This is a genomic window from Mesorhizobium sp. B4-1-3 (assembly GCF_006439355.1).
In the GTDB taxonomy this organism is placed as follows: Bacteria; Pseudomonadota; Alphaproteobacteria; order Rhizobiales; family Rhizobiaceae; genus Mesorhizobium.
In genome coordinates this window covers 56,877-81,573 of the sequence record NZ_VFTG01000013.1, presented here as the reverse complement: position 1 = coordinate 81,573, position 24,697 = coordinate 56,877, and the positions used below count along the sequence as shown (strand labels likewise).

Sequence of the window (24,697 nt, the reverse complement as noted above, 5' to 3'; positions counted from 1 at the left end):
CATCTGGAGACAATAGACATGGTCGGAGTGGGCCTCATCGGCACGGGCTTCATGGGCAAGTGCCACGCCATCGCCTGGAACGCGGTGGGCGCCGTCTTTCCCGATGTCGAGAAGCCGAAGCTGGTGCATCTGGGCGAGGTGAATGACGAATTGGCCAAACGCAAAGCTGCCGAGTTCGGCTTCGCAAAAGGCTCCGGCGATTGGCGCGCCGTGGTCAATGATCCTGACGTCGAAATCGTGTCGCTGACCACGCCAAACCAGTTCCACCCGGAAATGGCGATCGCCATCCTCGAAGCCGGCAAGCATCTGTGGTGCGAGAAGCCGATGGCGCCGAGCTTCGCGGAGGCCGAGGCGATGGCGAAGGCCGCAAAGACATCCGGCAAGGTCGCCGTGCTCGGCTACAACTACATCCAGAACCCGGCCATCCGCCATATCGGCGCGCTGCTCGAGGAGAAGATCATCGGCGACGTCAATCTCGTGCGCATCGAGATGGACGAGGATTTCATGGCCGATCCGGAAGCGCTGTTCTTCTGGAAGCACGAGGCTTCGTCCGGCTATGGCGCCCTCGACGATTTCGCCGTGCATCCGCTGTCGCTGATCAAGGCCCTGTTCGGCCGCGTCAGCCGGGTCATGTGCGACATGGTCAAACCCTATGCCGACCGCAAGACGGCGTCCGGCGCCCGCCGCGCGGTCGAGACCTACGACATCGCCAGCGTCTTGATGCACCTCGAGAACGGCGTTGCCGGCACGCTGCTCGTCAACCGCTCGGCCTGGGGCCGCAAGGGCCGCATCGCCATCCAGATCTTCGGCTCGAAGGGCTCGATCCTCTACGACCAGGAGCGGATGAACGAGTTCCAGCTCTACCTCACCGCCGACCGGCCGACCGAGCAGGGCTACCGCACCATCCTGGTGGCGCCGCACCACAAGCCTTACGATTCCTTCCTGCCGGCGCCTGGCCACGGCCTCGGCTTCAACGACCTCAAGATGATCGAATGCCGCGAGCTTCTGATGCGCATCGCCGGCAAGCCGGCCCGCATCATCGACTTCGATGAGGGGCTGGAGATCGAGCGCACCGTGCATGCCATGGCGCGTTCGTTCCAGGAGCAGCGCTGGGTCGATGTGAGGTGATTGGGCCGAGCGCCGGGACCGGTATGGTGGCTCATGGCGGTCGGTCGACGCAAAATCGGATCTGAGCATCAGGCTAGGTTGATGGCGACATTGCGCAGCAGCGCCACGGATTTGCGCATGCCTTCTATCGGCGACAGCATCATGTCTTCGTGCTCGATCGAAAGCACATCGTCGTAGCCGGCCTGCTTCAGCGCCGTGCAGAACTGCCGCCACCAAGTTTCACCGTGGCCGTAGCCCAGCGTGATGTAATTCCAAGCCCTTTCGGCATAGTGGTTTGGCGGGCGCGCATCGAGAACCCCGTCGATGGCGGCCGGAATGGGTTCGACGCGCGTGTCCTTGGCGTGGACATAGTAGATCGCCGAGCCGAGCTTGCGAACGGCGGCGATCGGATCGGCGCCCATCCACATCGGATGACTCGGATCGTAGTTCGCGCCGACCGTCTCGCCGACGGCATCGCGCAGCCGGAACAGCGTCTGCACGTTGTACACGGCCTGGTGGCCGTGCAGTTCCAGGCAGAGCTTGCCAATGCCGAGATTGTTCGAAAATTTCACCAGATCGCGCCAATAGGGGATGATGCAATCGTCCCACTGGTAGCGCTGGATGTCGGCGCATTCGGGCGGCCAGTCGGTGACGATCCAGTTGGGGTTGGCGTCGCCGGGTCCGCCTGGTAGGCCGGACATCATCACCACGCGATCGATGCCCATCAGGCTCGCCAGCCGGATCGTATCCTCGGTCACCTGGCGGTGCTTCTTGCCCTGCGGCCCCGGGTGCAGCGGATTGCCCGAGCAGTTGAGCGCCGCGATCGTCAGCCCATGGTCGCGGACCTTGGCAGCGAATTCAGAACGAGTCGCGGCGCTGTCCAGCATCCCCGTCAGATCGACATGCGGCGCCGACGACCAGTTGCCGCAGGCGAACTCCAGCGTTTCCAGTCCGAGTTCCGCCGAGACGCGCAGCATCTCATCGAAGGACAGGTTGCCCAGGCTGTCGGTGATCATGCCAATCTTCATATCGGAACTCCCGCTTGCCTTCAGACCGTTCAGAGTTTCACCGGTTCGAACCTGCCGGACCGAGCCGACGCAAGCGCCGCCTCACAAAGGATCATTGCCTTGCGGCCGTCGCTGGCGGTGACCGCCGGCCGTCTGCCCGTTTCGACGCAGGTGATGAAGTGCTCGATTTCGGCGGCGTAGGATTCCGTGTAGCGTTCGACAAAGAAATAGTAGGGCTTGTCGCGCGATATACCTTTGCCGCCATACTTTTCCACCGAGGTCGGCAGCCGGTTGCCGGCCTGCAGCATGCCTTCGGCGCCGTGCACCTCGATGCGCTGATCGTAGCCGTAAGCCGCTCTGACGCTGTTGTTGATGTGACATTGCCGGCCCGACGCGGTGCGCAGGATGAACATCGCGGTGTCGTAATCGCCGAGCTTCCGGTATTGCGGCGCCACCAGCGAGGAGCCGGTCGCGAACAGCTCCACAGGCTCTTCGCCGAGCATGTTTCGCGCCATATCGAAGTCGTGGATGGTCATCTCGCGAAAGACGCCGCCGCCTCCGGCCAGAGCTTCCTCGGTTTCCGGTTCGGGGTCGCGGCTCGTGATGATGACTTGCTCGACGGCGCCGATCTCGCCGCCGTCGAGGCGCTCCTTCAGCGCCCGGAAGCTCGGATCGAAGCGGCGGTTGAAGCCGATCTGGAACGGCACGCCAGCTTTCGCGACCGCAGCCAGGCACTCGTCCGTGCGCTTGAGGTCGAGATCGATCGGCTTCTCGCAGAAGATCGCCTTGCCCTTTGACGCCGCAGCCATGGCGAGATCGGCGTGGGTGCGCGTCGCCGATGCGATGAACACCATCTTCACTGCCGGATCGTTCATAACGGTCTGGGTGTCCACGATCTCGGCGCCGGTTACGGCTGCGACCGTCTCGGCCGCCTCGCGATTGGGGTCGACGATGTAGCGCAGCCGCACCTTTGGGTGGCGCGCGAGATTGCTCGCGTGCACCCTTCCGATCAGTCCGACCCCGAACAGACAAACATCCATCATGCGTTCAACTTTCCTGTGCGGCCGTCCGCGACGGCAAGTTCAACATGCCCGGCATCTATTTCACCGCGCCCATGGTCAGCCCGCGCACCAGATGCCGCTGCACCAGCAGCGCGAAGAACACGATCGGCAGCGCGCCGATGACGCCGGCCGCCGCCATCGAGGCCCAGTCGGTGTCGATGCGGCCGATCAGCGTCGCCGTCCCGCGCGGCATGGTCATGGCGCGCGGCGTCGCCGTCAGCGCCAGCGCGAAGAGGAACTCGTTGAACGTGACCAGCACGGCGAAGATGGCGGTGGCCGCGAGCCCCGGTGCCGCCAACGGCAGCGTGATGCGGCGGAAGGCGCCGAAGCGCGAATCGCCGTCGACCATCGCCGCTTCCTCGAGATCGACGGGAATCTCGCGAAAGAAGCTCTCCATCATCCAGACGCAGAAGGTGACGTTGAAGGCGGTGTAGGTGGCGATCAGGCCGAGCCAGCTGTCGAGCAGGCCGAGGCTGAGCATCAACAGATAGACGGGAATCAGGATGACGACCGGCGGGATGATGCGCAGGGTGAGTAGGAACAGACCGACCTTGCGCTCCGCGGCGAAAGGCAGCCGGAACCTGGCAATCGCATAGGCGCCCATCGCGCCGACGATCAGCGCGACCGCGACCGAGAAGAAGGTCACCACCAGCGAGTTCGTCAAATAGGAGCCGAACTGCTTTTCGGTAAACAGCCGCACATAATTGTCGAGCGTCGGCACATGCGGGTAGAGCGTGCCTTCCTGAGTGATCTCGCGGTTCGATTTGAGCGAGGTCGAGACCAGCCAGTAGATCGGCAGCAGCACGACGGCCAGCACGAAGATGGTGGTGAGGATGCGCGCCATACGGTTGCTCATGACGCGTCGATCCTGCGCAGCAGCCTGATGGCGCTGAAGGCGAGCGCGAGCACGACGAGGCCGATCGTCACGAACAGCGCCGCCGCGTACCCGGTCTGCTGGAACTTGAACGCGGTATCGTAGCCGTAGATCGAGATCAGCCTCGTCGCTTCGCCCGGCCCGCCACGGGTCAAGACGAAAACCTGGTCGAAGGTGCCGAAGGCGTCGATGGTCCTGAGAACGATCGCCACCGCCAGCACCGGCCGCATCATCGGAAAGGTGAGATCGGCAAAGACGCGCCAAGCGCCGGCGCCGTCGACGCGCGCCGCCTCGAACGGCTCGTGCGGCAGCGATTGCAGCCCGGCAAGTAGGATCAGGAACATCAGCGGCGTCCATTCCCAGACGTCGAGCGCCACCAGGCCGATAAAGGCATTGAGCGGATTGCCTAGGATCTGGACCCCGCCGCCGCCCATGGCTTTGCATAGCGCAGTCAGCATTCCGGCGTCGCTGGCATAGATCAGTCGGAAGACGATGGCGACGACGACGGGCGTGATCACCATGGGAATGATCAGCACGGTCCTGAGCAGCCGGATGCCGCGGAACTCGTGCAGGCAAAACAGCGCCAGCGCGAAGCCCAGCACCGCCTCGAAAGACACCGACAGCGCCACGAACTTCACCGTGACCCAGAGCGCGTTGAGAAACTGCGCGTCGCTCCACAGATGCAGATAGTTCTGCAGGCCGACATCGGCCACCGGCGAGCCATAGCGATAGGCTCTGGTGCTGGCTCGGAGCCCATCCCACAGTGGATAGACGAGTATGCCGAGCACGATCGTCAGGCCCGGCGCCAGCATGAGGTAGGGAAGGGCGAGGTCGAGCCCCGCCCCCTGCAGGCGATATTTGCGTGCCTGCGTGCCGGTTCGCATCAGTAGTATCCGGCCGTGGTGAGATAGTCCTTGACCTGCTTGGCGGCCGTGTCGAGTGCGGCGCCGCCGCCGGAGCCGGCTTGCAGCGCCTTGTTGAGCTCGATGCCGAGCAGTTCCTCGACCTTTGCCCAGTCCGGCGTGCGCGGCCGCGGCAAGGCGCCCGCGTCGAGCTGCTGCAGCGCGACCGGGATCAACCGGTTGCCCGGCTTTGCGATGCCGAAGGCGCTGCGCTTGACGGGAATAGAGCCCGCTTCCGAGAGCTTAGCCTGGGTTTCGGCGCTGACATACCATTTCAGGAAGGCGATCGAGTTCGCCTTGTTGGGCGCCGATTTCGGCACGCCGGCGATGAAGATGCCCATCTGAGCGATCGCCTTTTCCTGCTTCGGCACGACGCCGAAATCGAGCTTGCCGGCGACTTTGGTCTGCGCCGGATCGTCGGCCTTCAGCGCGTTGCCCGAATACTGGATGATGGCGCCGGCCTCGCCGCCGAGGATTGCCGCGCCCTCCTGATCGGAGTCGAACTCGACCACGCCGCTCGGCGCGTTCTGCTTCATCGTGCCGACGAAGAAATCGGCCGAGGCCTTGCCTTGGGTCGAGTTGAAGATCGGGTTCCACTTGTCGTCGAAGAACGAGCCGCCGAACGACAGGAAGATGGGATACCAGCTGGTGACGATCGGGTTGCCGGAGACACCCCGGAAGACGACCGGGTACTTGATCTTGCCGGCCGCCACGCCTTCCTTGCCCTTGGCGATCACCTCGTCCCAGGTCTTGGGCGCGCCGCCGGTGAAGACGTCGTTACGATAGGTGAGCGTCTGCAGGTCGCCGACGAAGGGCACGCAGATCAGCGTCGGCTTGGCGTTCTCGAAGCCCTTGACGCGCGGCCCCTGCTGCGGCGGCCAGTAGCCCATGTCGATCATCGGGCTGATCCAGTCCTTGTCCGACCCGTCGATGCCGCCGGCGCCGAGGTCCTCGAGCACGTTGGCGGCGCCGAACTGCGGCACCCACGGGTCGTCGAGCAGGTAGAGATCGTACTGGCCGGCGCCGCTCTGGGCGTCGGCGAACCACTTCTCAAGCGTCACCCCGTATTCGTCCTCGAGGAACTGGATGTCGAAGCCCTGTTCCTTGGCCAGCGGGATGATCTTTTCCTTGAATGGCGTCAGCCCGCCATCGGCGAAGGCGCCGATGATCACCTTCTTGCCGGCTGCCTTCGCGGGCATCGGCAGGCCGAGCGTGGTCAGGGCGGTGGTGGCCAAAGCCAGGCCAAGTCCACCCTTGATGACGGAGCGGCGAGTAAGTCTGCTGGAATGCATCATGTCACTCTCCCATTGTTGTTGACCCTGTGGACGGCTGTCAGGCCGGCCGAATTGAAGAAACAGGCATTCGCCGGGTCGAAGGCGACGCCGATGCTTTCACCCACCACACCCCGGAAATCGCGGCCGGCCCGTACCGAGACGTTGCCTCCATCGAGGCGGACATTGACCAGCGTCTCATTGCCCATCGGTTCGACGACGTAGATCTCGCCGGGCAGGGCATCCGGCGTATCGACGGGGGCGACGCTGCAGTCCTCCGGCCGCAGGCCGATTTCGGCAACGGAAGCGGCGCGGCAGGCGGCGAGCCGTGCGCCATCCAGACCGACCGCCTTGCCGGCCACAAGGACGCCTTGCTCGGAGAGCCCTGCCGGCAGGATGTTCATCGGCGGATTGCCGACGAAGGTTGCGACGAAGCGATTGGCCGGTCGGTCGTAGATCTCTATCGGCGGCGCCATCTGCTGCAATTCGCCGCCATGCATGACCGCGACGAGATCGGCCATGGTGAGCGCCTCGACCTGGTCGTGGGTGACATAGATGGTGGTGGCGCTGAGCCGCTGGCAGAGCCGCTTGATCTCGCCGCGCATGGTGAGCCTTAGCCGCGCGTCGAGATTGGACAGCGGCTCGTCCATGAGGAAGGCGGCCGGGTCGCGCACGATGGCACGGGCCAGCGCCACGCGCTGGCGCTGGCCGCCGGAGAGCTGGCGCGGCCGGCGGTCGAGCAGATGGCCGATCTCGAGGACCGCGGCGACCTCGCCGATCTTGGCTTTGCGCCCGGCATCCGGCGTGCCGCGGATCCACAGCGGATAGCCGATGTTTTCGGCGACCGTCATTTGGGGATAGAGCGCGTAGCTCTGGAACACCATGGCGATGTCACGATCGCGCGGCTGCAGCCGGGTCACGTCCCGTTCGCCGATGAAGACCTTGCCGGCGGTCGGCATGTCGAGCCCGGCGAGGATGCGCAGCGCTGTCGTCTTGCCGCAGCCCGATGGACCGAGGAGGGCAAGGAACTTATGGTCCGGCACGGCGAGGTCGAGCGATCGCAGCACGTTGAGCGCGCCGAAATTCTTGACCACCTTCTGGTACAGAACCGAACTCATTTCCCTCCCCGGCGCCCCATTCCGCCTTCAGGTTTTCCGCTCGTGCACGTGGAAACCCGCACTCTCGGCCAGTTTCTTCAGGCTGCGGTAGCCCATCGTGGCATAGGTCAGGGGATGCGCCTTGGCCGGATCCTGCTCGGCCTCCACCACCAGCCAGCCGGAATAGCCCTGGTCGGCGAGGATCCTGAGCAGCGTCGGATAGTCGATCGCGCCGTCGCCCGGCACGGTGAAGATCCCTTCCATCACCGCGCCCATGAAGCTCATGTCGGCCTCACGCGCCTTCTTCAAGATAGCCGGGCGCACGTCCTTGCAATGCACATGCACGACGCGCTCGACATGCCGGCGCAGCAATCGCTCCGGGTCGCCGCCCGAAAAGGCGCAATGCCCGGTATCGTAGAGCAGGCCGACCGCCTCGCCGGTCGTGTGCATCAGCCTGTCGATCTCCTGGTCGGTCTCGACGATCGTGCCCATGTGATGGTGGAAGGCCATGCCGACGCCGAAATCGGAAAAACGCTCGGCGAGCCGGGTGATCTTGGCGCCATAGGCCTTCCATTCGCAGTCCATCAGCTTCGGCCGCTGCGAGATCGGATCGTGGATCGCGCCATGCCGGCCGCGCGAGGTGTCGGCATAGACGACATGCCGGGCGCCGAGGTCGCGCAGCAGCGTCAGATGCGGTCGGATCGCCTCGAACTCCTCGTCCACATCCTTCTCGCAGATGCGCCCGTCATACCAGCCGGAGACCAGCGCCAGCCCGTAATGGTCGAGGATGGGCCGCAGCGTGCGACTGTCGCGCGGGAACTTGCCGCCAAGCTCGGTGCCCGCATAGCCGGCTTCCGCGGTTTCGCTCAGGCACGTCTCGAGCGGCGTGTCGCCGCCCAGTTCCGGTACGTCGTCATTGGTCCAGGTGATCGGGTTGATGCCAAGTCGTATGGTCGTCATTGCTCGCTTTCCGCCCCGCAGCCGGTATGGCTGCGGGGTTCATGATCTCGGGAGGAGATGGCTGCGATTGCTAGCGGCAGGGCGAAACCCTGCCGTTTCGTTCGGCCGGACGCCCTCCCAGCGCCGAGCCTCACATGTCCCCGTCGTGCATGTCCCCGTCTTGCATGTCCTTGTCGACGTCTTGCCCCAACGTCAGTGATCGAAGTCTAACCTGCTCTGTCTCCCCCGCGAGGGCCAGTTTTCCGGAAAATGAAGGAACCAGTTTGTGCGGGGAGATGGCTGTGGCAGGATGGGAGAAGAAGGAACGGACGTCAGCAAATGTCGATCGTCGGCGGGACAGCGCCCCCCTCTGCCCTACCGGGCATCTCCCCCACGAGGGGGGAGATCGATGTCACGCCGGCTTTCGCCAATCACAAGCGTCGCAGGAAAGAGCGGGGCGGTGAAGCTGCCAATCTCCCCCCAAGTGGGGGAGATGTCCGGCAGGACAGAGGGGGGCGCGAAGGAACTCGACCTGGAAGGCCCGCACGCGGCAGCCGCATCGCCCACGGCGCACGATGAAAATGCGCCCGCACCCCAAACCCCAACCCTTCCCCCTCGACACGCTCACCGTGAACCGCGCCGGCCCCGAGCATCTCTCGCGCCAGCTCTATCACGGCCTCGTGGCCATCATCCGCAGCCGCGCGCTCCCTCCCGGCTCGGAACTGCCTTCCACCCGCGCTTTGGCCGCCGAGCTCGGCCTTGGCCGCAACACCATCGTCGCCGCCTACGACCAGCTCGTCACCGAGGGCTATCTCGCCAACCGCCGGGGCGCCCGCCCGGTCATCGTCGACCTGCCCGACGGCCCGCGTGAGTCGCCGCGCGAGGAGCCGCCGGTGCCGCTGCGCTCACCCTCGCTGCGCGGCCAGCTTCTGCTCAGTCAGCCCTACCATCACGGCCGTCCGGGGCATGTCGCCTTCCACCCCGGCATGCCGGATGCGCAGAGCTTTCCCTTCGGCGTCTGGGGCCGGCTGGTGGCGCGCCGCGCCAGCCATGGCGGCGAGACGCTGTTCGGCACCTATGACGTCACCGGCCACCCGGCGCTGAAGGAGGCGATCGCCGGCTATCTCTTCTCCGCGCGCGGCGTGCGCTGCCGGCCGGAGCAGATCGTCGTCACCACCGGCGCCCAGGCCGCCTTTGATCTTCTGGCGCGCCTGCTGCTCGACCCCGACGACACCGTATGGATGGAGGAGCCCGGCTATTACGGCGCCAAGGCCGCCTTCACCGTGGCCGGCGCCAGGATCCTGCCGATTGCGGTCGACCAGGAGCGCGGCTGGCGTCTCGATGCTCCAAGTTTTTCGCCGCGCCTCATCTATGTGACGCCGGCCTGCCAGCATCCGCTCGGCATCACCATGCGCATGGAGGAGCGGCTGCGCCTGCTCGACATCGCCGAGACGGCGAATTCCTGGGTGATCGAGGATGATTTCGACGGCGAATACCGTTTCCAGGGCCGCCCCGTGCCGGCGATCCAGAGCATGGACCGCTCCGGCCGCGTCATCTATGTCGGCACCTTCGCCAAGCTTCTGTTCCCCGCGCTGCGCATCGGCTTCATGGTGCTGCCGCCGGAGCTCGCCGGCCGCATCGTCAACGCCCTCTCCACCACCGGCCAGTTCGCGCCGCTGCTGCTGCAGGCAGCTCTCGCCGATTTCATCACCGAAGGCCATATGAGCCGGCACCTGAAGCGCATGCGCCGCATCTACGCCCAGCGCCGCCAGCTCTTCCGCGATATCGTCGCCGAACGCCTGCGCGACGAGATCACTCTTTCGCCGGCCGAAGCCGGCATCCAGGTGGTGGGCTATCTCAAGGAAGGCATCGACGACATCCAGGTCAGCCAGGCCGCGGCGAAAAGGGCGATCAACGTCTCGCCGCTGTCGAAATATTTCCAGAACACCGCGCCGACCCAAGGCCTGGTGCTGGGATACGCCGCATGTGACGCGGCGCAGACAAGGGAGGGGGTGGAGAGGTTGGCCCAGGCGATCGGGGAGGTGCTGGGGTGAGGGAAGCGTTTGTCGCTTCAATGACGGCGCGCCGCGCGCCGAGCGATGATGACAACTACATCTCCTCCGTAGCCCTCTAAAGAACTCCTTTTGGGAACCCTTCAGGTTGGGAACCCTTCACGGGAAAAGTCTGGTATGAGAGGAAGGCGTCTCCCTCCGCGACCGAGCCACGGTCTGGGTCGCCTCCGTTCTGCAGCAAGGCCTCGCATACTTTCAAACTTGATAGGCGGCATGCTCCTGGTGGCACTTGCTTGATCAGACACATCAGACCATGGAACATATATAGAACTAACACGGGGCAAGCCCCGCATTGATACGGGGCTAGTTCCATACTAATATGGTGCAATGCGCTATACTCAGAGCCAGATTCGTGAATTGCTATCTATTTCGGTGGATGCCCTTCGCACGTGGCGGGACGCAATTCCCGCACTGGCCCTACATAAAGGGCATGCCCCCAGCTTCACCCCGGGGGACGTTGTCGCCATGGCGATCGTCGCCGAACTCGTCAGGGATTTCGGTGTGCGTGTAGGGACGGTTGGCGACCGTTTTGATGAGTTGTTCAAGGAGTGCAGAGGGAGATCCTGGCTCTCGCTTGAAAATTGCGTCGCCTTGATCGACGCCGAGCGTTTTCGCTTGGTCGACGTAAACTTGGCCGGCCAGCGCTCTCCGGATGCTTCCACCCTCTACATTCCGTGCGCGCCGATCATTGCACGACTGCGCTCGTTACTCACGGCAGCCGAAGTCGACCAAGTTCAGGGCCATCTGCAGTTCCCTCCGACCTCCGTGGCAATGCAGCCGGAACGGCGTGGGACGCGAGCATGACCACCTTAGCAACCACACTGGCGCCGGAGTGGAGGGACCGGCTGGGCCTCACGCATCGGCGCGCACCCGAACTCTACGAGTCAGCTGAAGCCGTCAACGACGTACCCCATGCACCCGCCATTCGGGCCGCTCTCAGTGAGATGGGCGTGTCCGCTATCTTCTGTGTTCAAGGCGTCCCAACTGTTGCGATCCTTGAGGCCGATCACTACGACCGTGCCGCGGTAATCGACCTTCACGGCGCATTATGGAATCAAGGGCTAGCTAGCCTGCTGTTGGTCATTGCCGAAGATACGCTCAGAGCATTCTCGCTCGCTCGTACTCCGCTTAGCGACCCCGGCAACGCCTTCGAGACCCGCTGCCTCATTGAAAGTCTGAGCCTGACGGCCGAGGCGTTAAAATTCCAGAATCTCATCTATGGCGCGGAATCCGGCCGTCTCTGGAAGGACTACGGCGAATACTTCCCGCCCAAGGAGCGTATCGATCAGGTTCTTCTTGATAATCTGAATGCATCTCACAGCCTCTTGCAGGCTGCGGAACTCGCCCAGGACGCGGCGCAGGCATTGCTCATCCAGGCGATGTTTATCGCATATCTTGAAGACCGTGAGATCCTAACTCCCGCCTATTTCGCGGCGGTGTCCGAAAAAAGTGCCGAGAGCTTCTCAGCGCTATTGGAAACGGGCGACGTTGATCTTTTCCGGGCTCTATTTCGAACCCTTCACACCGACTTCAATGGCGACCTGTTCGTAGCACCTTGCTCTTTCGAGCCGAAAGGAGAGGTGCCAGAGGTTTCACCTGCGCATCTTGCAGTCCTGGCCCGGTTCCGATCAGGGCGCGAGGAGATGGCACATTCGAGCCAGCAGCGCTTTTGGGGCTATGACTTCCGCTACATCCCAATTGAGTTGGTCAGCGCCGTCTATGATCGCTTTCTCGGTGAGCGTGAGGCCGAAAGGCGGGCGCACGGTGCTTACTACACCCCCATGTTCCTCGCCGACACGGTCGTTTCCCAAGCTTGGGAAATGCTGCCGGACGCGTTTCGGACAACCGGGAGCTTTCTCGATCCTGCCTGCGGCTCGGGCGTCTTTCTCGTCCGCTCGTTCCAGCGGCTGTGTGAGCATTGGCGGGCCAAGCACAAGACGCAGACGATCTCCTGGAAGACCTTGCTATCGCTGCTGAGCCAAGTTCACGGCTGGGATCTCAATGGTGGCGCCGTTCGCGTGGCCGTTTTCTCGCTCTATGTCGCTTTGCTCGAAGAGGTGTCGCCGCGCGACATCCGCAAGCTCATCACCCGGGGAAAACTCCTTCCGGAACTCTGGGGTAAAACCCTTGTCTGCCGCGACTTTTTCGAAGTGCCCACGGAGAGTACGCGGTACGAGATCATTATCGGCAACCCGCCTTGGACTAGCCGCCGCGGTCCCGCGCGCTCGTCTGTGCAGTGGAGCAAAAAGACCGGCCATCCTATGCCGGGAGGCGAAGATGCCTGGGCATTCACCTGGAAAGCCCTCTCACATCTCGCCGACGGAGGACTGATCGCGTTTCTGTTGCCAGCGATGGGATTTTTGCACAACCACGCCCAAAATACCGTTGAAGCACGTGACGCGTTCTTCCGAAAATCCCGGGTCCGCCGTGTCATTAACTTCGCAGACCTTCGTTTTCAGCTTTTTGAGAAGGCTCATCGCCCCACCGCTTTGATCATCTATGGCAGCGCCAAGGCGGACGGTTTCCCATATCGGTTCGACTACTGGGCGCCGAAGGCCGATCTCAATCTCCGCATTAAGCGGGTCATCACGTTGAGCAGCGCCGACAAGGCCGCACTCGGGGTTGGCACGGTTCTGGATAATCCGCTGATCTTCAAACAGCGGCTCTGGATGCGTGAGCCAGATGCCAAGCTCTTTGGTTACCTCGGACGGCTCCCCAAACTGGGGGCCGTCGTCAACGATTACGGTAGCCTGAGCCGGCGCCGGGAAGAGCCGGGCGATCGATGGGTAATCGGGCAAGGCTATCAACCATTCAATGAGGACAGCGAGAGCGACGCGCCTCCTCTCGTGAGCGACTATGTCGGGCGTCTGCCTGACCTGCCGATTACAGCATATACGCGCTTGGCTCAGGCGGCGGGGGGATTGCAATCCGCCGCCTCATCGACAGTTCGTCGCCGCGGATTCGAAGCGGGCTTCAATGGTACGCGCATCCTTATCCCTCGCGGGGTGGAGACGTCGCAAAATCGCCTCAGAGCCGCCTACTGCGATGAACCGCTCACCTTTCAGGATATCTTGCAGGCAATCGTGGTGCCGGCTGGCCAGAGCGACCGTGCAAAGGTTCTGACTGCAATCCTCAATAGCCGCATCGCGGTCTGGTACGCCTTTCACGGCACCGCCTCATTCGGGTCCGACCGTCCAGAGGTCAAGCAAGCCGACCTTCTGCGGTTGCCGTTTCCGTCACCTGCCGATGTCCCTGACGAAGACGCGGCCGCGCAGGCAGCTCTTGAGCTGATTGCGATTGTGGACGATGCACGCGAACGCTCCAACGAGCCCTTCTCGATGCAGGTCGACGAGAGTGAGATCCTTCGGAAGGTCGACCGCCTAGCATACCAGTATTTTTGTCTGTCTCCCGATGAAGTCGCATTGATCGACGATACCGTCGAAGCGGTGCTGCCTGCGCTTCAACCTCATGAAGGCCACTTCCCCAAACTTTGGGGAGCACCGAACGAAGCACAGCGGTCGCAGTATGCGCGTACATTGGCGGCCAGCCTTGCGGACTGGTTCAAAGGCAAGAAGATCAATGCTCGGCTCGTCGCGCGCGGCGCCGACGTGGCGATACTTCGTCTGCATCTAGGCGGGCATGAAGACTATACCGAGGATGCGACCGGCCAACTTAGTGAGGTTCTCGGGCAACTCGCAGCGCATATCCACAGGCCGCTCAACGGCAATTTCCAGCTTATGCCCGATCTCAGAGTTTTCGTTGGCGATTGCCTGTTCCTCATCAAGCCGATGCAGATGCGCTTCTGGCTGCGCTCCACGGCGCTCGCAGACGCCGATGGAATAGCGCTCGATCTCCAGCAAGCCGCCTCCGTACGGCATCGGCGGAGTGCTGATTGATGATGATTGGCGATATGGAGGGGTGGGTCGATAGCTTTGTTTCCTTTGATGATCGCTTTCTCGAGAGGATCGCCGTAGCTTTGCCTGCTTGTATGGCCGTTCTCCCGGAACAGCCCGGCGAAGATGACATCACCATCAACCTCGTCGATCGCCTGGCAAAGGACGTCGTCGTGCGTAGGTTGTGCCATTGGGTCGAATACCAGTTCGAACCGTTTGGCCTTGCTCCTGACGGGTCAAAATACAGCAAAGGCATCATCGATATAGCCGTGCTGTTTGACTGGGAGCGGGAACGCTACCTGGCCTACGAGTGCAAGCGGCTTAATGTGATCCACGCTGGAAATCGTAGCTCCCTGGCGACCGCATACGTCACACAAGGCATGATGCGCTTCCTCACGGAACAATATGCGGAGAATCTGCCCGTCGGCTGCATGCTTGGCTATGTGCTCGACGGGGACGTGAGCTTCGCCCAAGCGCGGCTTGCCGGTGCTATCGGTGGCCATACTCCTCTCGCACTCATTGACGGGCCTGCGCCGCTGACGGCAGTCGAAGCTATCGAACGCTTTCGGACGCGGCATGCCCGCTCAGCCGGCTCAGAAATCGAGCTTCGGCATGCATTGTTTTCGAGATCACCCGTGATCGAGCCAGTCGCTTAACAAACCGGTCGTTGGCGAGGACGCAGGCATAAAATCACGATGAATCAGGAAGACGATTTTCTCGCCTCAAAATATGTCGAGTACCGCCAGGCTTTCAATGAAACCAAGGCATTTACACCCTTCATGCCCTATGGTTGGTTCAAGTCGCCTCAGACAATCCGGCTGGATACGGAGTTCGGCCTTCAACAAATGGCTTATCGCGATCTCGCGGATGATGCTGCACGCGACCTCGCAAACGGGATTAATCACCTGATCGGTCTCACCATGCGCCTGGAAGCATGGGGCAACGTCATCGAAGGGCTTGATGTCCAGCAGACAAACCAGTTGCTGCATGAGTTCGTGCAGGATCTGGCTTCAACGGCGCTACTCAGCCCATACACTCTCAAGGCCAGATTTTACTTTGTGATCGCGCATCTTTCCCATCAAGCGAACTGTGTTTCCGAAGGAAATGAATGGACAGACGACCTTGCAGCTCTTCCGGAGGATTGGGGCATCAAGGAAGAGGTGGCGGTCAGGACCGCAAAACCTTGGCGCTCCTGGAAGAAGCTGAACAGGGCACTCAACACCGTTGACATGGGTGACTACAAGACAGCCACGGATGATTTTCGGAGCAAGCACACCCACAGATTCGCGCCACGGGTCGAGCTTGGACTATCCCAATCGATCAAGCGTCTTTGGCAAAAGGACGGAAACGCGCCGTCTTATGGTATCGGCGGCACGCCGCCACTCAAGCTGGACGCGGTCGTTCGAGAATTGAGAGCCCAGTGCCTCCGCTTGTCAGCATGTTACGCCGAGTTTCAGAAGCTTGTCGCGGAGCAGAGCGAAGCATTGTTCTCGAATAGCTACGGCCCGCGAGAGTGAGAGTGCGGACGGGTTTCGTTCGACGATATACTGGAGAGGAGGTTCGGCACGCCGTGCTTTCAAGATCACCAATGATCGGCCCAGACGCCTGATGAACTGCGCGCCGTGCGAGGGCAAGCTCTTGGATAGAAGCCAAATTATCGAGAATGCAATCACTAGACTCGCAAATACTATGAGAATTTACGGTGAAGCGTATATGCGCTTCGGCGTTCTGCTCAAGCTTGATCCCGAAGAAGCGATCGACAATATCGATCGGTCTTTTGAAATGGTTCTTGAGAGTTTTCATACACTCTATGATGTATCGAAGCATTTCTTTCCATTCTTCGACCATGGGGACACGGCACTTGTGATTTCAGTGCGAAACGCGATCCATCACCGTGATCACCCGCTGTTTCGAAGCCTTCACCGGCGCCTGCATCTCGATAGGGGCGGAGTGGAACACTGGCTCGGCGCGTCCTTTTTGCTCGCAAGCCACCCAACACTTCACGGTGCTCCGATTTTGATGTCCCACCATGTGAGATTGGACGAACTAGACGCGCGTCTCGATCCTTCAACCGCATCGCCATATCTCGATACCTTTGTGAGTGGCGCGAAAGCCGCCACGCGATTTTCGTTGATCGACTCGCAGTTGGGACTTCCAGCGATCCGTAAATTTCGTTCCCAGCACCGATACCCTGACGACCAGACGTATCTGGATCTCGTGCCGATTTGCATCTCGGCTATCTGCAAGGTCTTCAAGGCAATGAACGCCGGAGGGATCGGTTTCAAAGATTTCGACGCTGGTACTTACCTAGTTCCCTTTACCACGGAAATTGCGATCGATCTTTCCCGTCTAGATTTGAAGCAATTGCGCTTACGCGGATGGGGGCCGCTCGACCTCATCCCCGCTTCCATCGAAGACAGTCTTTGAGCACACCGTCTTGTAAGGGGCAGGTCAAGCGCGTGATCAGCAGATGGAGATTTGGGCAAGTATGACCGACAACCATGGAGTTGCCGCGTAGTGGGGCATATTAAGCGTGGTGGTGAAGGCTGTGACGATTCGAATTTTTCACCGCCAAATGCCGCCGATTCTACGCTTTTTCACACATAGACTGTCTCCTGCTCTTGTCAGGGGCGCGGTCTCGGCGGCTAAAGGGGCACTGTGGAGGGAAATCGGCGGCCACTGGCGCACCCGACAAGATTCGAACTTGTGACCTCTGCCTTCGGAGCAATTTAGCCTGCCCATCCTAAATGCACGATAGGGCACGCTACAATGCGATATGTATCTGAAGTCACTAGACAATTCAGATTTGCACGCCGAACTGTCTATCCAGAATTTCGCTCCGATATCCATCCGGTTGCTTCCGTGGTGCTTCCGCGGAAGCAGCCCCTCATTAGCGGGGGGAACGCCTCATGGCAAAGCTGACCAAGCGGATCGTGGACGCTGCCGATCTCCGCAAGAAGGACTATTTCATCTGGGACGACGAGCTGCCCGGCTTCGGCCTCCGCGTGTTCGCGTCCGGCAAGCGCAGCTACCTCATTCAATATCGCGCTGCCGGACGCACGCGACGCTTCACCATCGGCTTGCATGGCGTATGGACGCCGGAGACCGCCCGGCAAGAGGCGAAGGTCCAATTGGGGCGCGTCGCGCGCGGCGACAACCCTTCCGAGGAGCGCCAGCTCGATCACAAAGCCATCACGGTCAAGGAGCTTTGCGCCCTCTATACCGCTGACCTGACCGCAGGCCTCATCCTGGGCAAGGGCGGACGGCCGAAAAAGCCGACCACCATCGTCACCGACACCGGCCGCATCGAGCGGCACATCATCCCGCTGGTCGGCGCGCGGAGGGTCAAGGATCTCACCAAGGCCGACATCAACAAGGTCTTGAAGGACATCATGGCCGGCAAGACGCGCGTTGCCGTCAAGACGAAGAAGTTGCGCGGCAAGGCCATCGTGCGCGGCGGCGCGGGCACGGCGACCCGAACGGTCGGCTTGCTCGGCGGCATCCTCACCTATGCCATTGACGCTGGCATCATCGAGAGCAATCCCGCGCACGGCATCAAGAAGCCGAAGGACAAAGTCCGGAATCGCCGGCTGACCGAGGCGGAGTATCGTACACTCGGCCAGATGCTTGGCGACGCTGCGGCGAACGACAAGTACGTCATGACCGTCGACATCATCCGCCAGATCGCGCTCACCGGCTGCCGCCGCTCGGAAATGATCTCGCTGATGTGGATCGAGGCCGACACAGACGCGAGCTGCATGCGCCTGGTGGACAGCAAGGAGGGCGAGTCCATTCGTCCTATCGGGCTGCCCGTCGTCGAATATCTGGAGGAGCGCCGCAAGGCCGCCACGGGCACCTATGTCTTCCCCGGTCAGGGCGAGGACAATGCGTTCGGCAGCTTCCCGAACCATTGGGACCAGATCTTCAAGGGCAGCCCGCTCGCTGGCGTCACGCCGCACGTCCTGCGTCACAGCTTTGCCAGCATCGCCAACGATCTCGGATTTACCGAGGTGACGATCGCCGCGCTGGTCGGGCATTCGAAGGGCTCGGTGACGAGCAAATATATTCACACGCTCGACACCGCGCTCATCATGGCTGCGGATACGATCGCTGGCTACATTCAAGGGCTCCTGGACGGAGTTGAGTTCAAGCAGACTGCCTACGCCTTGGACCGCAAATCTCGGCGTGCAGCTCTTGATCGGTTTCTCCAGAGTGCCGTGAGCGATGAAGGCTATTGCAAGGAGATCACGACTCGCAAAGCTGCCTGACGTGAAGCTTAGACATAGAATTTGAACGGCTGGCGCTCAGCGCCGGCGGCGCTTCCCATGGTCAGCACTTCGCCGACCTTGTCCGCAAAACGAATGGTGACAGGAAGCCCGTCGCTGAAATTGCAGGCGTTATAGTTGATTTTCGTGAGACCCAAGATGTCGGCCAGCACGGTCTCGATGGCCGGAAATTCACCGCTCGCACGCAGCACAGTCACGAACAGAGGGTTCGGCGTTTCCGGGCCGATATAGGTGTCGATGCGTGGCGCATATCCCGTGGTCCACACATAAGCATCTTTGTTACCGAGCTGGACTGCCGTGCCGCGAAGGCATGGATAATCGCCATCGCGGAAGAGCTTGGTCTCACCATGGGTCGACTGGATACGCACGCCCACGATATTGGTGCCATCGGGCGCGGCCTTGCTGAAGGCCTCCCATTCCGCGTCGTTGAACTTGGTCCGGCCGTGAATGAACAGCTCTTTCGGATAAGCCCCGAAACGCTGCTTGTAGGTGTCCAGAACCGTCTTGATCAGCTTCCCCGCCGCCAGATCGCTGAGGTGAAATTCCCTGTTTTCGGTCTGCCAGGGTCCGTTCGCCCCGCGAAAGACAACGCCATCCCCTTCGCTCAGGAACATCTGCGCTGCACAGCAAGCGTGATTGTCGGGATGGTTGGGAAGGAGTTTGAAGACCAAGCCGACGTAACAGACGCCCGGTCGCATGCCGGCAATCTTCCATGGCGGCTCGGCCTGCGTCTTGTAGAACAGGCCTGTCGCCAGGTTCCAGGCGACGGTAGCGGAATCCTGAGTGCCGCGTTTCGGATATCCCGCCTTGTTCACGAACTCCTCGGGGGCAAGGGTCGTCTCACGAATGAGCTGGGATGTCATGCCCAGCTTCAAAAGCTTCGCTTTGATCTGACGGTGGAAGTCGGGGATGTCGTCGAACACCGCCTCAAGCGTGTCATCAATGACGCCGGCCAGCAACGGAAGGTCGGCACGCCCTTTCTGGCGTCTGGACAACTCCCCCTTGAGGAGCTCGACCTTGCGGCGCTGCCCCGCAACCGGCCGGCAGGTCTCGAACACGATCTCCGGAACCACGAAGATCCAGACATCGACCGTCCGCTCCTCGTTTTTCGCGTGACGCTCGATTGGGTCGATGAACAGCTTGGTCGTCGCGGCCACCGCCTCGTGATGGTTCTCGATCGCAATCGCGGCACGGATGTCCGCAGGATCGATCTCACATGCAATCATGGCGCTCGGATCTGCGCGCATCCCGAACGCCTCTTCGAGACCGGGAAAGTCGGACAGGTGCAGCCGAAACTCTTTGTCGCGCTTGCCGCGAGCCGGAATCGCGACGGGATTGCTGATCGCCTCGAGCCAACGGCGCAGGAGATCCAGGCCATGTTTGGTACCGATCGCGCCGATCGTGATCTGCGGGCGATCGGGCGTCGACGCCGGCCCATAGAGCGTGAGGCCGTCCTTCGGATGATCCGAAGCCTGCCCATGCCCAAATCCGAGCGGTGGTTCCGGAATATAGAGGACCGGAACGGATTTTTCGGAAAATTCGATCAAGCGTCCTCCTCCTCGAAGTGGCCGCCGAGCGTTGTGGAATCGGCTTCTTCCGCATCCTCGCCGAGCTGGTTGGTCTGGCGCGCGGTCACGGGCGCCGTGAACTGGATCGGCATCGCGTCGAGCGTGATGCTGCCGCCCGAGCCGACGGCAAGATCGACATAAGGACTGTCGCCGGCCAACAACTCCATGAACGCCATCACGCGCCCGTGCCATGCCTTGTTGCGCCAGCTAGAACAGATCGAGCGCCGCAGGCGAAACTGGATTTTCGTGTCCGGAATGGCGATCGGCTTGTTGCGCTCCCCGATGTCGGAGAACAGCACGCGGCCCTTGAGGCGCATATGGGGATAGGGAAATAGGCTGGGAATGACGCTGACGCCATATTCCCAGATCTTCTTGCGGGCGACGCCGCGCAGCATCGAGTTGCGACTCTGACCCTGGCGCCCCCATGAAACACGCTTCTTGAGGCCCAACTTGCCCTCGCCGACATGGAAGGACAGTCCGCTCGAGAAGGTGTGGGCAAGAAACCCTTCGCGGGCGCAATGCTTCTCCCACGCCTGCCGCAGGAGATTCATCATGATCGACCGGGCATCCCCGCTTTCGATCCCCGCATTCGATGACCCGTTCTCGAGCAGATCGAGAACATCGAAGTCACGCTCGACGCGAAACGGCCCCACCCGCTCGAAATGTTCTGTCAGGTCGAACGGGCTGGCGAAGGTCAGGAAACCGTCGCCGAATTCGGCCATCGGGAACTCAAAGGACGCGCCGAGCTTGCGCAGCAAAGCCTCAGTGGCCCGGTTGCGCGGCACCAGATGATTTAGCTTGTCCGGCATCCGTAGGATCCGGAGCCAGTTGGATGTTAGGACCTCGGGAGCCGCCTCGATCTCTACGGCGCGCCGGCGGAGATGGGCGTACCATTCGGGCTGAATGATACCGCCGCCAGCCTTCGGCACCTGCTGCTTTTCGAGCGACTTGAGCAGACTCGCCAGTCCCTTGGCCCAGCCGCTCTCGAAGTCGATATACTGAAGGCCGCCGATGCCGAAGAGCTTCTGGAATGTGCGAATCTTGAGGGGGATGATGAAATTGGGATCGGGGAGTTGCTTCGTCAGGTCTTCCGCGATGGCGATCTCCTCGCGAACTCCCCTTCTGGCGAGCGTCTCGTCGCTGCAGCACAGCAGCATCTTGATCGCCCGCGTCTGAAGGGCTGCGGTGAGCTTGCCGCGCCATTCGTCACCGGCATCGAGATCGAAGATGTCGGCAAAGACCTTGTAGCCAGCGGCTTCGAGCCGCGGCGCGAGCCACAGCACGAACTGGTCATCGCCAGGCGTCGCCTTGGAGATGAAGATCAGGTCGCGCTCGATAGGCCCGGCTCCGCTCATCTACTCGACCGACTTCTCGACGAAGCCGAGCGTGTTGGCGTTTTCGATCAGTGTCCGCACCTTCGTGCGTTCAAGGCCTGCCGGAACCTCCGCCTCGATTTCGAGCCTGAGCTTCACTTCGCTGCCCGGCAGCGTCGTGAGCTGCTCGACGATGGCCTCGACAATCTGGTGCATGTCCCTGGCTGGCCGGTCCGATGAGATCATCACAGTGCCCGTGAACCGGGTCGGCTTCTTTTCTAGTGGAGGTGAACCCGGCGTTCCGCCATTGGGCTGTTCGCCAATTGCCGGCGGCTTATCGCTTGGCGCTTCCGGACCGCCGTTCGGAACCGGCGGTGCCGACGCCAGGCGGTGCGCCTCGGCCACGGCGGGCGTCACGATGACACTGTCGCTGTCGATTACGATCATGGCGTTTGTCGCCCGCTCGATCGCCAGCCCCAGATAGGTGTCTGTCTTCTCGTCCCACCGCTCGGCATAGGCGAAAGGACCGGGCAACATGCCACTCACGGCCGCCTGAACCGCCTTGACCAGGACGTCCTGTCCCTTCAGACGCGGCAGATAGATGTAACGGTTGAGATATTCCCGCAAATCCTTCAGCGACAAATGAGGCTTTTCGTTCCAGATATATTTCTGGAGATCGCGGTCGAGGCGCGACGGTCCCAGTTCGACGAGTAAGCCCTCTTCAGCTACCAGCTTCTTGCTGGCCCGGGCCAGCAGCCCGTCCTGCGCCGGAATCTTGCCCGACACCCACTCCCAATCGGCCTGGGCGCTCTCCTGGGCCGGATAGTGCAGATAGCACCACGCCTCTTTCATGCGCGTCTTCATTGTCTCGTTCGCCTCAGCCAGCTTGGCTTTGGCTAGCGCGCTGTCGCTCTGAGTGAGGTTCAGCCGCTCCGTATCGCGGACGATCTCACCCCAGGCCAAGGATGCGCGCACAGCATCTTTCAGATGATCGAGCTGGCGGGTTTCCGCGGCGATGAACACCAGCATGTTGCGATAGACGCGCGGCGTGCTACCGCGTTGCATGAGGATGTCTTTCGCCTCGGCCAGCGCGTCTGAGCCATCACGTCCGTTATGCGGATGTTTCACACCCAGCACCACGGCACGCACGCCGCCAGCTTCATCGGGGACTTCGGCCGAGGATGCCGGTGCGACCTGCACGGCGTCGAAATGCCCGCGATCCGCTAGGCCGTTCACATATTTTCCGAGTTCGGCATCGATCGTCACATCGACCAGCGCCGCCTCGATCTGAGCCGCCTTGTCCGCAGCGATGCGGTTGAGACTGGCCGACATTGAATACCAATATCGACCAAGATCGGCGTGCATGAACTTGGCCTGGTTGGTAAGCCGACGCAGTGCATCGCCGAAGATCGCCGGACGCTCACCAGGCTGCACGACGCCGAGATTGATCTGCTTGTCGTCGAGGCCGGTGTTCTGCTGCTGATGTGTCGGCGCCGTGCCCATGAAGATCGCGCGGGCAACGCGCCGGGTCGCCGAGTAGCGATTGAGATTGGGCGCGGATTGGTCGACCTTGTACGGAGTGGACGCCGTGCCATCGACATCGCCGGCGATGATCGATTGCCAGGTCACGTCGAGATAATGGAGCAATTCCGGCTCCACGCGGGGCGAACTCACCGCCACGCTGCCCGGCATGATCATCACTGATGGATCGCCATTCATCCAGAGTTCGTGAATGGCCTGCGCCATCAGGCGCAGCACACCGCGTGTACGCTGGAATTTTTCGAGCGATCCCCAGGTCGTATAGAGTTGGTCGAACAGCTCGGGATGGATCGGATACGCCTTCTCCAGTTTGCGCCGATAGTCCTCGTCCGCGCAGCCTTGCGGGAAGTCGTTGGCGTTCTCCCGATAGAGCTTGGCGAACTGCTTCAGCGTGTTGTCGCGGTGGTGGAACTTGTCGCCGGGGATGTCCTTGAACAGCCGCCGCCGGACGATCTCATAGCTCTCTTCCTGGCTCGCCGGCCGCCACGAGGATTCCACGCGGCTGAAGGTCTGCTTGAGGCGCGCCAGTGCTTCCTGACCGCCTTCACCGCCCACCTCGATCTGCGAGGCCGGCAAGGAGGCGACCAGCAGCGTGCCGGGGCTGGCCTTGACCGCCTCGGTCAGCGACTGAACGAAGGACAGGTTCGCGTCGAACGACCCCGACGGCAGCCCCTCGACCTTGTAGATCTGCCGCAGATAGGCGACCCATTCGTCGATCAGGATCAGGCACGGGGCATATTTCTTGAAGAGCGCCTCCAGCAGGTTCGAGCCCGGCGCGATACCGCTGGCGTCATTCTCGGCCACCATGGCGAAGGCGTCGGCGCCGCCGAGCTGCCAGGCGAGTTCGCCCCACGTCGTGCGAATCTTCCGATCGCCGTCGGCGTTGAGGACGTCCTGCGGCCCCCGCGACGTGCCGACGAGGACGGCGCGGTTAATGCCCTGCGGCACGTTGAGCCCTTGCTTCTCGAGCAACTGGTCCAGACCCGAGAGGTCCTGCACCGGCGTTGGTCCCGCCATGTGATAGAGGGCCAGCATCGAGTGCGTCTTGCCGCCGCCGAAGTTGGTTTGCAGTTCGACGACCGGATCGCCGCCGCTGCCGGACAGTCGCTTTGCGGCGCCGATGAGCAACGCACTCAAACCCTCGGTCAGGTAGGTGCGGCTGAAAAACTGACGTGGGTCGCGATATTCCGGCGGCGCGCTCCCCGAATGCACCTTGGCGAGGTCGGCCGCGAATTCGGCCTGCTGAAACTCGCCGGTGGCGACATCCTGGTGTGGCTCGACCACCTCGCGCCACGGCAGCAGGCCCGCCACGGTCTCGACCGAGATTTCGAGACGCTGGGTTTTCCGCCGCTCCTCATTGCGCGCCAGCTCTGTGAACTTCGTGCGCAGGATAGTGTCACGCATCTTGCCGAGCTGCTCGGCCGTCTCGCCGGCGCTGATTGCCTCCATCAGCCGCCGCATAGTGTCGAGCGCACGCTCGGCGTCATCGTAGGTGAAGGTTTCATTGTGCGAGAGCTTGTTGCGGACGTCGCCCAGCTCGTTGACGAGCGATCGCTCCGCGCGGCCGAGAACGGCCTTGAACGCCTCGCTCCAGAAGCGGTCCATCGCATTGAACAGCGCGGCCTGATCCCAGCCGACTTCGCCGTTGTTGTTCGGGCGTAGGCTCGGCAGCTTCTCCAGAACTTGGACCTGCCAGTGCCCCTTGAGGGAGGTTTCGAGCCTCTTTTCGACGAAGGGGATCAGCGCCGCCGGCAGCAGTTCCATCCCT

18 protein-coding genes are annotated in these 24,697 nt (G+C 62.0%); 8 read left to right on the top strand and 10 right to left on the bottom strand.

Annotation, left to right across the window (positions count from 1 at the left end):
* Window positions 1-18: 18 nt before the first annotated feature.
* Window positions 19-1,128 carry a Gfo/Idh/MocA family oxidoreductase gene (locus FJW06_RS17750; protein WP_140753522.1) on the top strand — a complete coding sequence of 370 codons (1,110 nt, stop codon included), beginning with the start codon at window positions 19-21 and terminating at the stop codon, window positions 1,126-1,128.
* Between the two features lie 68 nt (window positions 1,129-1,196).
* Here FJW06_RS17750 and FJW06_RS17745 read toward each other — a convergent pair whose 3' ends face one another.
* From FJW06_RS17745 to iolE, 7 genes are read right to left on the bottom strand one after another with little or no spacing between them, the layout of a single operon-like run.
* Entirely contained in the window at window positions 1,197-2,135 is a 939-nt protein-coding gene (locus FJW06_RS17745; protein ID WP_140753521.1) for a sugar phosphate isomerase/epimerase, read from the bottom strand.
* A gap of 29 nt (window positions 2,136-2,164) precedes the next feature.
* Window positions 2,165-3,157, bottom strand: coding sequence for an inositol 2-dehydrogenase (gene iolG / locus FJW06_RS17740; protein WP_140753520.1), 993 nt, complete (start codon window positions 3,155-3,157; stop codon window positions 2,165-2,167).
* Window positions 3,158-3,212: 55 nt separating this feature from the next.
* The gene (locus tag FJW06_RS17735) at window positions 3,213-4,031 is read right to left on the bottom strand and encodes a carbohydrate ABC transporter permease (RefSeq protein WP_140753519.1); all 819 of its coding nucleotides are present in this window, start codon (window positions 4,029-4,031) and stop codon (window positions 3,213-3,215) included.
* The gene (locus FJW06_RS17730; RefSeq protein WP_140753518.1) at window positions 4,028-4,933 is read right to left on the bottom strand and encodes a sugar ABC transporter permease; all 906 of its coding nucleotides are present in this window, start codon (window positions 4,931-4,933) and stop codon (window positions 4,028-4,030) included. Before FJW06_RS17730 ends, FJW06_RS17735 begins: the two co-directional genes overlap by 4 nt.
* Complete coding sequence (locus tag FJW06_RS17725; protein WP_140753517.1) at window positions 4,933-6,246, bottom strand: extracellular solute-binding protein; 1,314 nt, start codon at window positions 6,244-6,246, stop codon at window positions 4,933-4,935. Before FJW06_RS17725 ends, FJW06_RS17730 begins: the two co-directional genes overlap by 1 nt.
* Window positions 6,243-7,340, bottom strand: a complete 1,098-nt coding sequence (locus FJW06_RS17720) for an ABC transporter ATP-binding protein (protein WP_140753516.1) — start codon at window positions 7,338-7,340, stop codon at window positions 6,243-6,245. The genes FJW06_RS17725 and FJW06_RS17720 overlap by 4 nt, the downstream gene beginning before the upstream one ends.
* A 27-nt stretch (window positions 7,341-7,367) precedes the next feature.
* Window positions 7,368-8,279, bottom strand: coding sequence for a myo-inosose-2 dehydratase (gene iolE, locus FJW06_RS17715; protein WP_140753515.1), 912 nt, complete (start codon window positions 8,277-8,279; stop codon window positions 7,368-7,370).
* Between the two features lie 554 nt (window positions 8,280-8,833).
* Between iolE and FJW06_RS17705 the strand changes: the two genes are divergently transcribed.
* The 7 genes from FJW06_RS17705 to FJW06_RS17675 all read left to right on the top strand — a co-directional run bounded on the left by FJW06_RS17705 (window position 8,834) and on the right by FJW06_RS17675 (window position 18,491).
* Entirely contained in the window at window positions 8,834-10,312 is a 1,479-nt protein-coding gene (locus FJW06_RS17705) for a PLP-dependent aminotransferase family protein (RefSeq protein ID WP_246674665.1), read from the top strand.
* Between the two features lie 483 nt (window positions 10,313-10,795).
* Window positions 10,796-11,134 carry a hypothetical protein gene (locus FJW06_RS17700; protein WP_210238971.1) on the top strand — a complete coding sequence of 113 codons (339 nt, stop codon included), beginning with the start codon at window positions 10,796-10,798 and terminating at the stop codon, window positions 11,132-11,134.
* Window positions 11,131-14,226, top strand: a complete 3,096-nt coding sequence (locus tag FJW06_RS17695) for an N-6 DNA methylase (protein WP_140753513.1) — start codon at window positions 11,131-11,133, stop codon at window positions 14,224-14,226. Before FJW06_RS17700 ends, FJW06_RS17695 begins: the two co-directional genes overlap by 4 nt.
* On the top strand, window positions 14,226-14,879 hold the full coding sequence (locus FJW06_RS17690; protein ID WP_140753512.1) for a hypothetical protein: 654 nt from the start codon (window positions 14,226-14,228) through the stop codon (window positions 14,877-14,879). The genes FJW06_RS17695 and FJW06_RS17690 overlap by 1 nt, the downstream gene beginning before the upstream one ends.
* 39 nt (window positions 14,880-14,918) lie before the next feature.
* A complete protein-coding gene (locus tag FJW06_RS17685) occupies window positions 14,919-15,740 on the top strand; it encodes a hypothetical protein (RefSeq protein ID WP_140753511.1) in 822 nt (273 codons plus the stop codon).
* 196 nt (window positions 15,741-15,936) lie between these two features.
* Window positions 15,937-16,650, top strand: coding sequence for a hypothetical protein (locus tag FJW06_RS17680; RefSeq protein ID WP_246674664.1), 714 nt, complete (start codon window positions 15,937-15,939; stop codon window positions 16,648-16,650).
* 482 nt (window positions 16,651-17,132) lie between these two features.
* Window positions 17,133-18,491 (top strand): site-specific integrase, encoded by a 1,359-nt coding sequence (locus FJW06_RS17675; protein WP_140753509.1) that lies wholly within the window; start codon window positions 17,133-17,135, stop codon window positions 18,489-18,491.
* An 8-nt stretch (window positions 18,492-18,499) separates the two neighbouring features.
* Here FJW06_RS17675 and FJW06_RS17670 read toward each other — a convergent pair whose 3' ends face one another.
* Genes FJW06_RS17670 through FJW06_RS17660 form a run of 3 tightly spaced genes read right to left on the bottom strand, consistent with a single transcriptional unit; the run spans window position 18,500 to window position 24,693 of the window.
* Window positions 18,500-20,056 carry a hypothetical protein gene (locus FJW06_RS17670; protein ID WP_140753508.1) on the bottom strand — a complete coding sequence of 519 codons (1,557 nt, stop codon included), beginning with the start codon at window positions 20,054-20,056 and terminating at the stop codon, window positions 18,500-18,502.
* Window positions 20,053-21,432, bottom strand: a complete 1,380-nt coding sequence (locus FJW06_RS17665) for a toll/interleukin-1 receptor domain-containing protein (protein WP_140753507.1) — start codon at window positions 21,430-21,432, stop codon at window positions 20,053-20,055. Before FJW06_RS17665 ends, FJW06_RS17670 begins: the two co-directional genes overlap by 4 nt.
* Window positions 21,433-24,693: a DUF499 domain-containing protein gene (locus FJW06_RS17660; RefSeq protein ID WP_246674663.1), complete on the bottom strand. Its 3,261-nt coding sequence runs from the start codon at window positions 24,691-24,693 to the stop codon at window positions 21,433-21,435.
* Between the last annotated feature and the right edge of the window lie 4 nt (window positions 24,694-24,697).

Coding starts and splice junctions, on each gene's coding strand:
- FJW06_RS17750 (WP_140753522.1), top strand. CDS start 19: ATGGTCGGAGTGGGCCTCATCGGCACGGGCTTCATGGGCAAGTGCCAC.
- FJW06_RS17745 (WP_140753521.1), bottom strand. CDS start 2,135: ATGAAGATTGGCATGATCACCGACAGCCTGGGCAACCTGTCCTTCGAT.
- iolG (WP_140753520.1), bottom strand. CDS start 3,157: ATGATGGATGTTTGTCTGTTCGGGGTCGGACTGATCGGAAGGGTGCAC.
- FJW06_RS17735 (WP_140753519.1), bottom strand. CDS start 4,031: ATGAGCAACCGTATGGCGCGCATCCTCACCACCATCTTCGTGCTGGCC.
- FJW06_RS17730 (WP_140753518.1), bottom strand. CDS start 4,933: ATGCGAACCGGCACGCAGGCACGCAAATATCGCCTGCAGGGGGCGGGG.
- FJW06_RS17725 (WP_140753517.1), bottom strand. CDS start 6,246: ATGATGCATTCCAGCAGACTTACTCGCCGCTCCGTCATCAAGGGTGGA.
- FJW06_RS17720 (WP_140753516.1), bottom strand. CDS start 7,340: ATGAGTTCGGTTCTGTACCAGAAGGTGGTCAAGAATTTCGGCGCGCTC.
- iolE (WP_140753515.1), bottom strand. CDS start 8,279: ATGACGACCATACGACTTGGCATCAACCCGATCACCTGGACCAATGAC.
- FJW06_RS17705 (WP_246674665.1), top strand. CDS start 8,834: ATGAAAATGCGCCCGCACCCCAAACCCCAACCCTTCCCCCTCGACACG.
- FJW06_RS17700 (WP_210238971.1), top strand. CDS start 10,796: ATGGCGATCGTCGCCGAACTCGTCAGGGATTTCGGTGTGCGTGTAGGG.
- FJW06_RS17695 (WP_140753513.1), top strand. CDS start 11,131: ATGACCACCTTAGCAACCACACTGGCGCCGGAGTGGAGGGACCGGCTG.
- FJW06_RS17690 (WP_140753512.1), top strand. CDS start 14,226: ATGATGATTGGCGATATGGAGGGGTGGGTCGATAGCTTTGTTTCCTTT.
- FJW06_RS17685 (WP_140753511.1), top strand. CDS start 14,919: ATGAATCAGGAAGACGATTTTCTCGCCTCAAAATATGTCGAGTACCGC.
- FJW06_RS17680 (WP_246674664.1), top strand. CDS start 15,937: ATGCGCTTCGGCGTTCTGCTCAAGCTTGATCCCGAAGAAGCGATCGAC.
- FJW06_RS17675 (WP_140753509.1), top strand. CDS start 17,133: ATGGCAAAGCTGACCAAGCGGATCGTGGACGCTGCCGATCTCCGCAAG.
- FJW06_RS17665 (WP_140753507.1), bottom strand. CDS start 21,432: ATGAGCGGAGCCGGGCCTATCGAGCGCGACCTGATCTTCATCTCCAAG.
- FJW06_RS17660 (WP_246674663.1), bottom strand. CDS start 24,693: ATGGAACTGCTGCCGGCGGCGCTGATCCCCTTCGTCGAAAAGAGGCTC.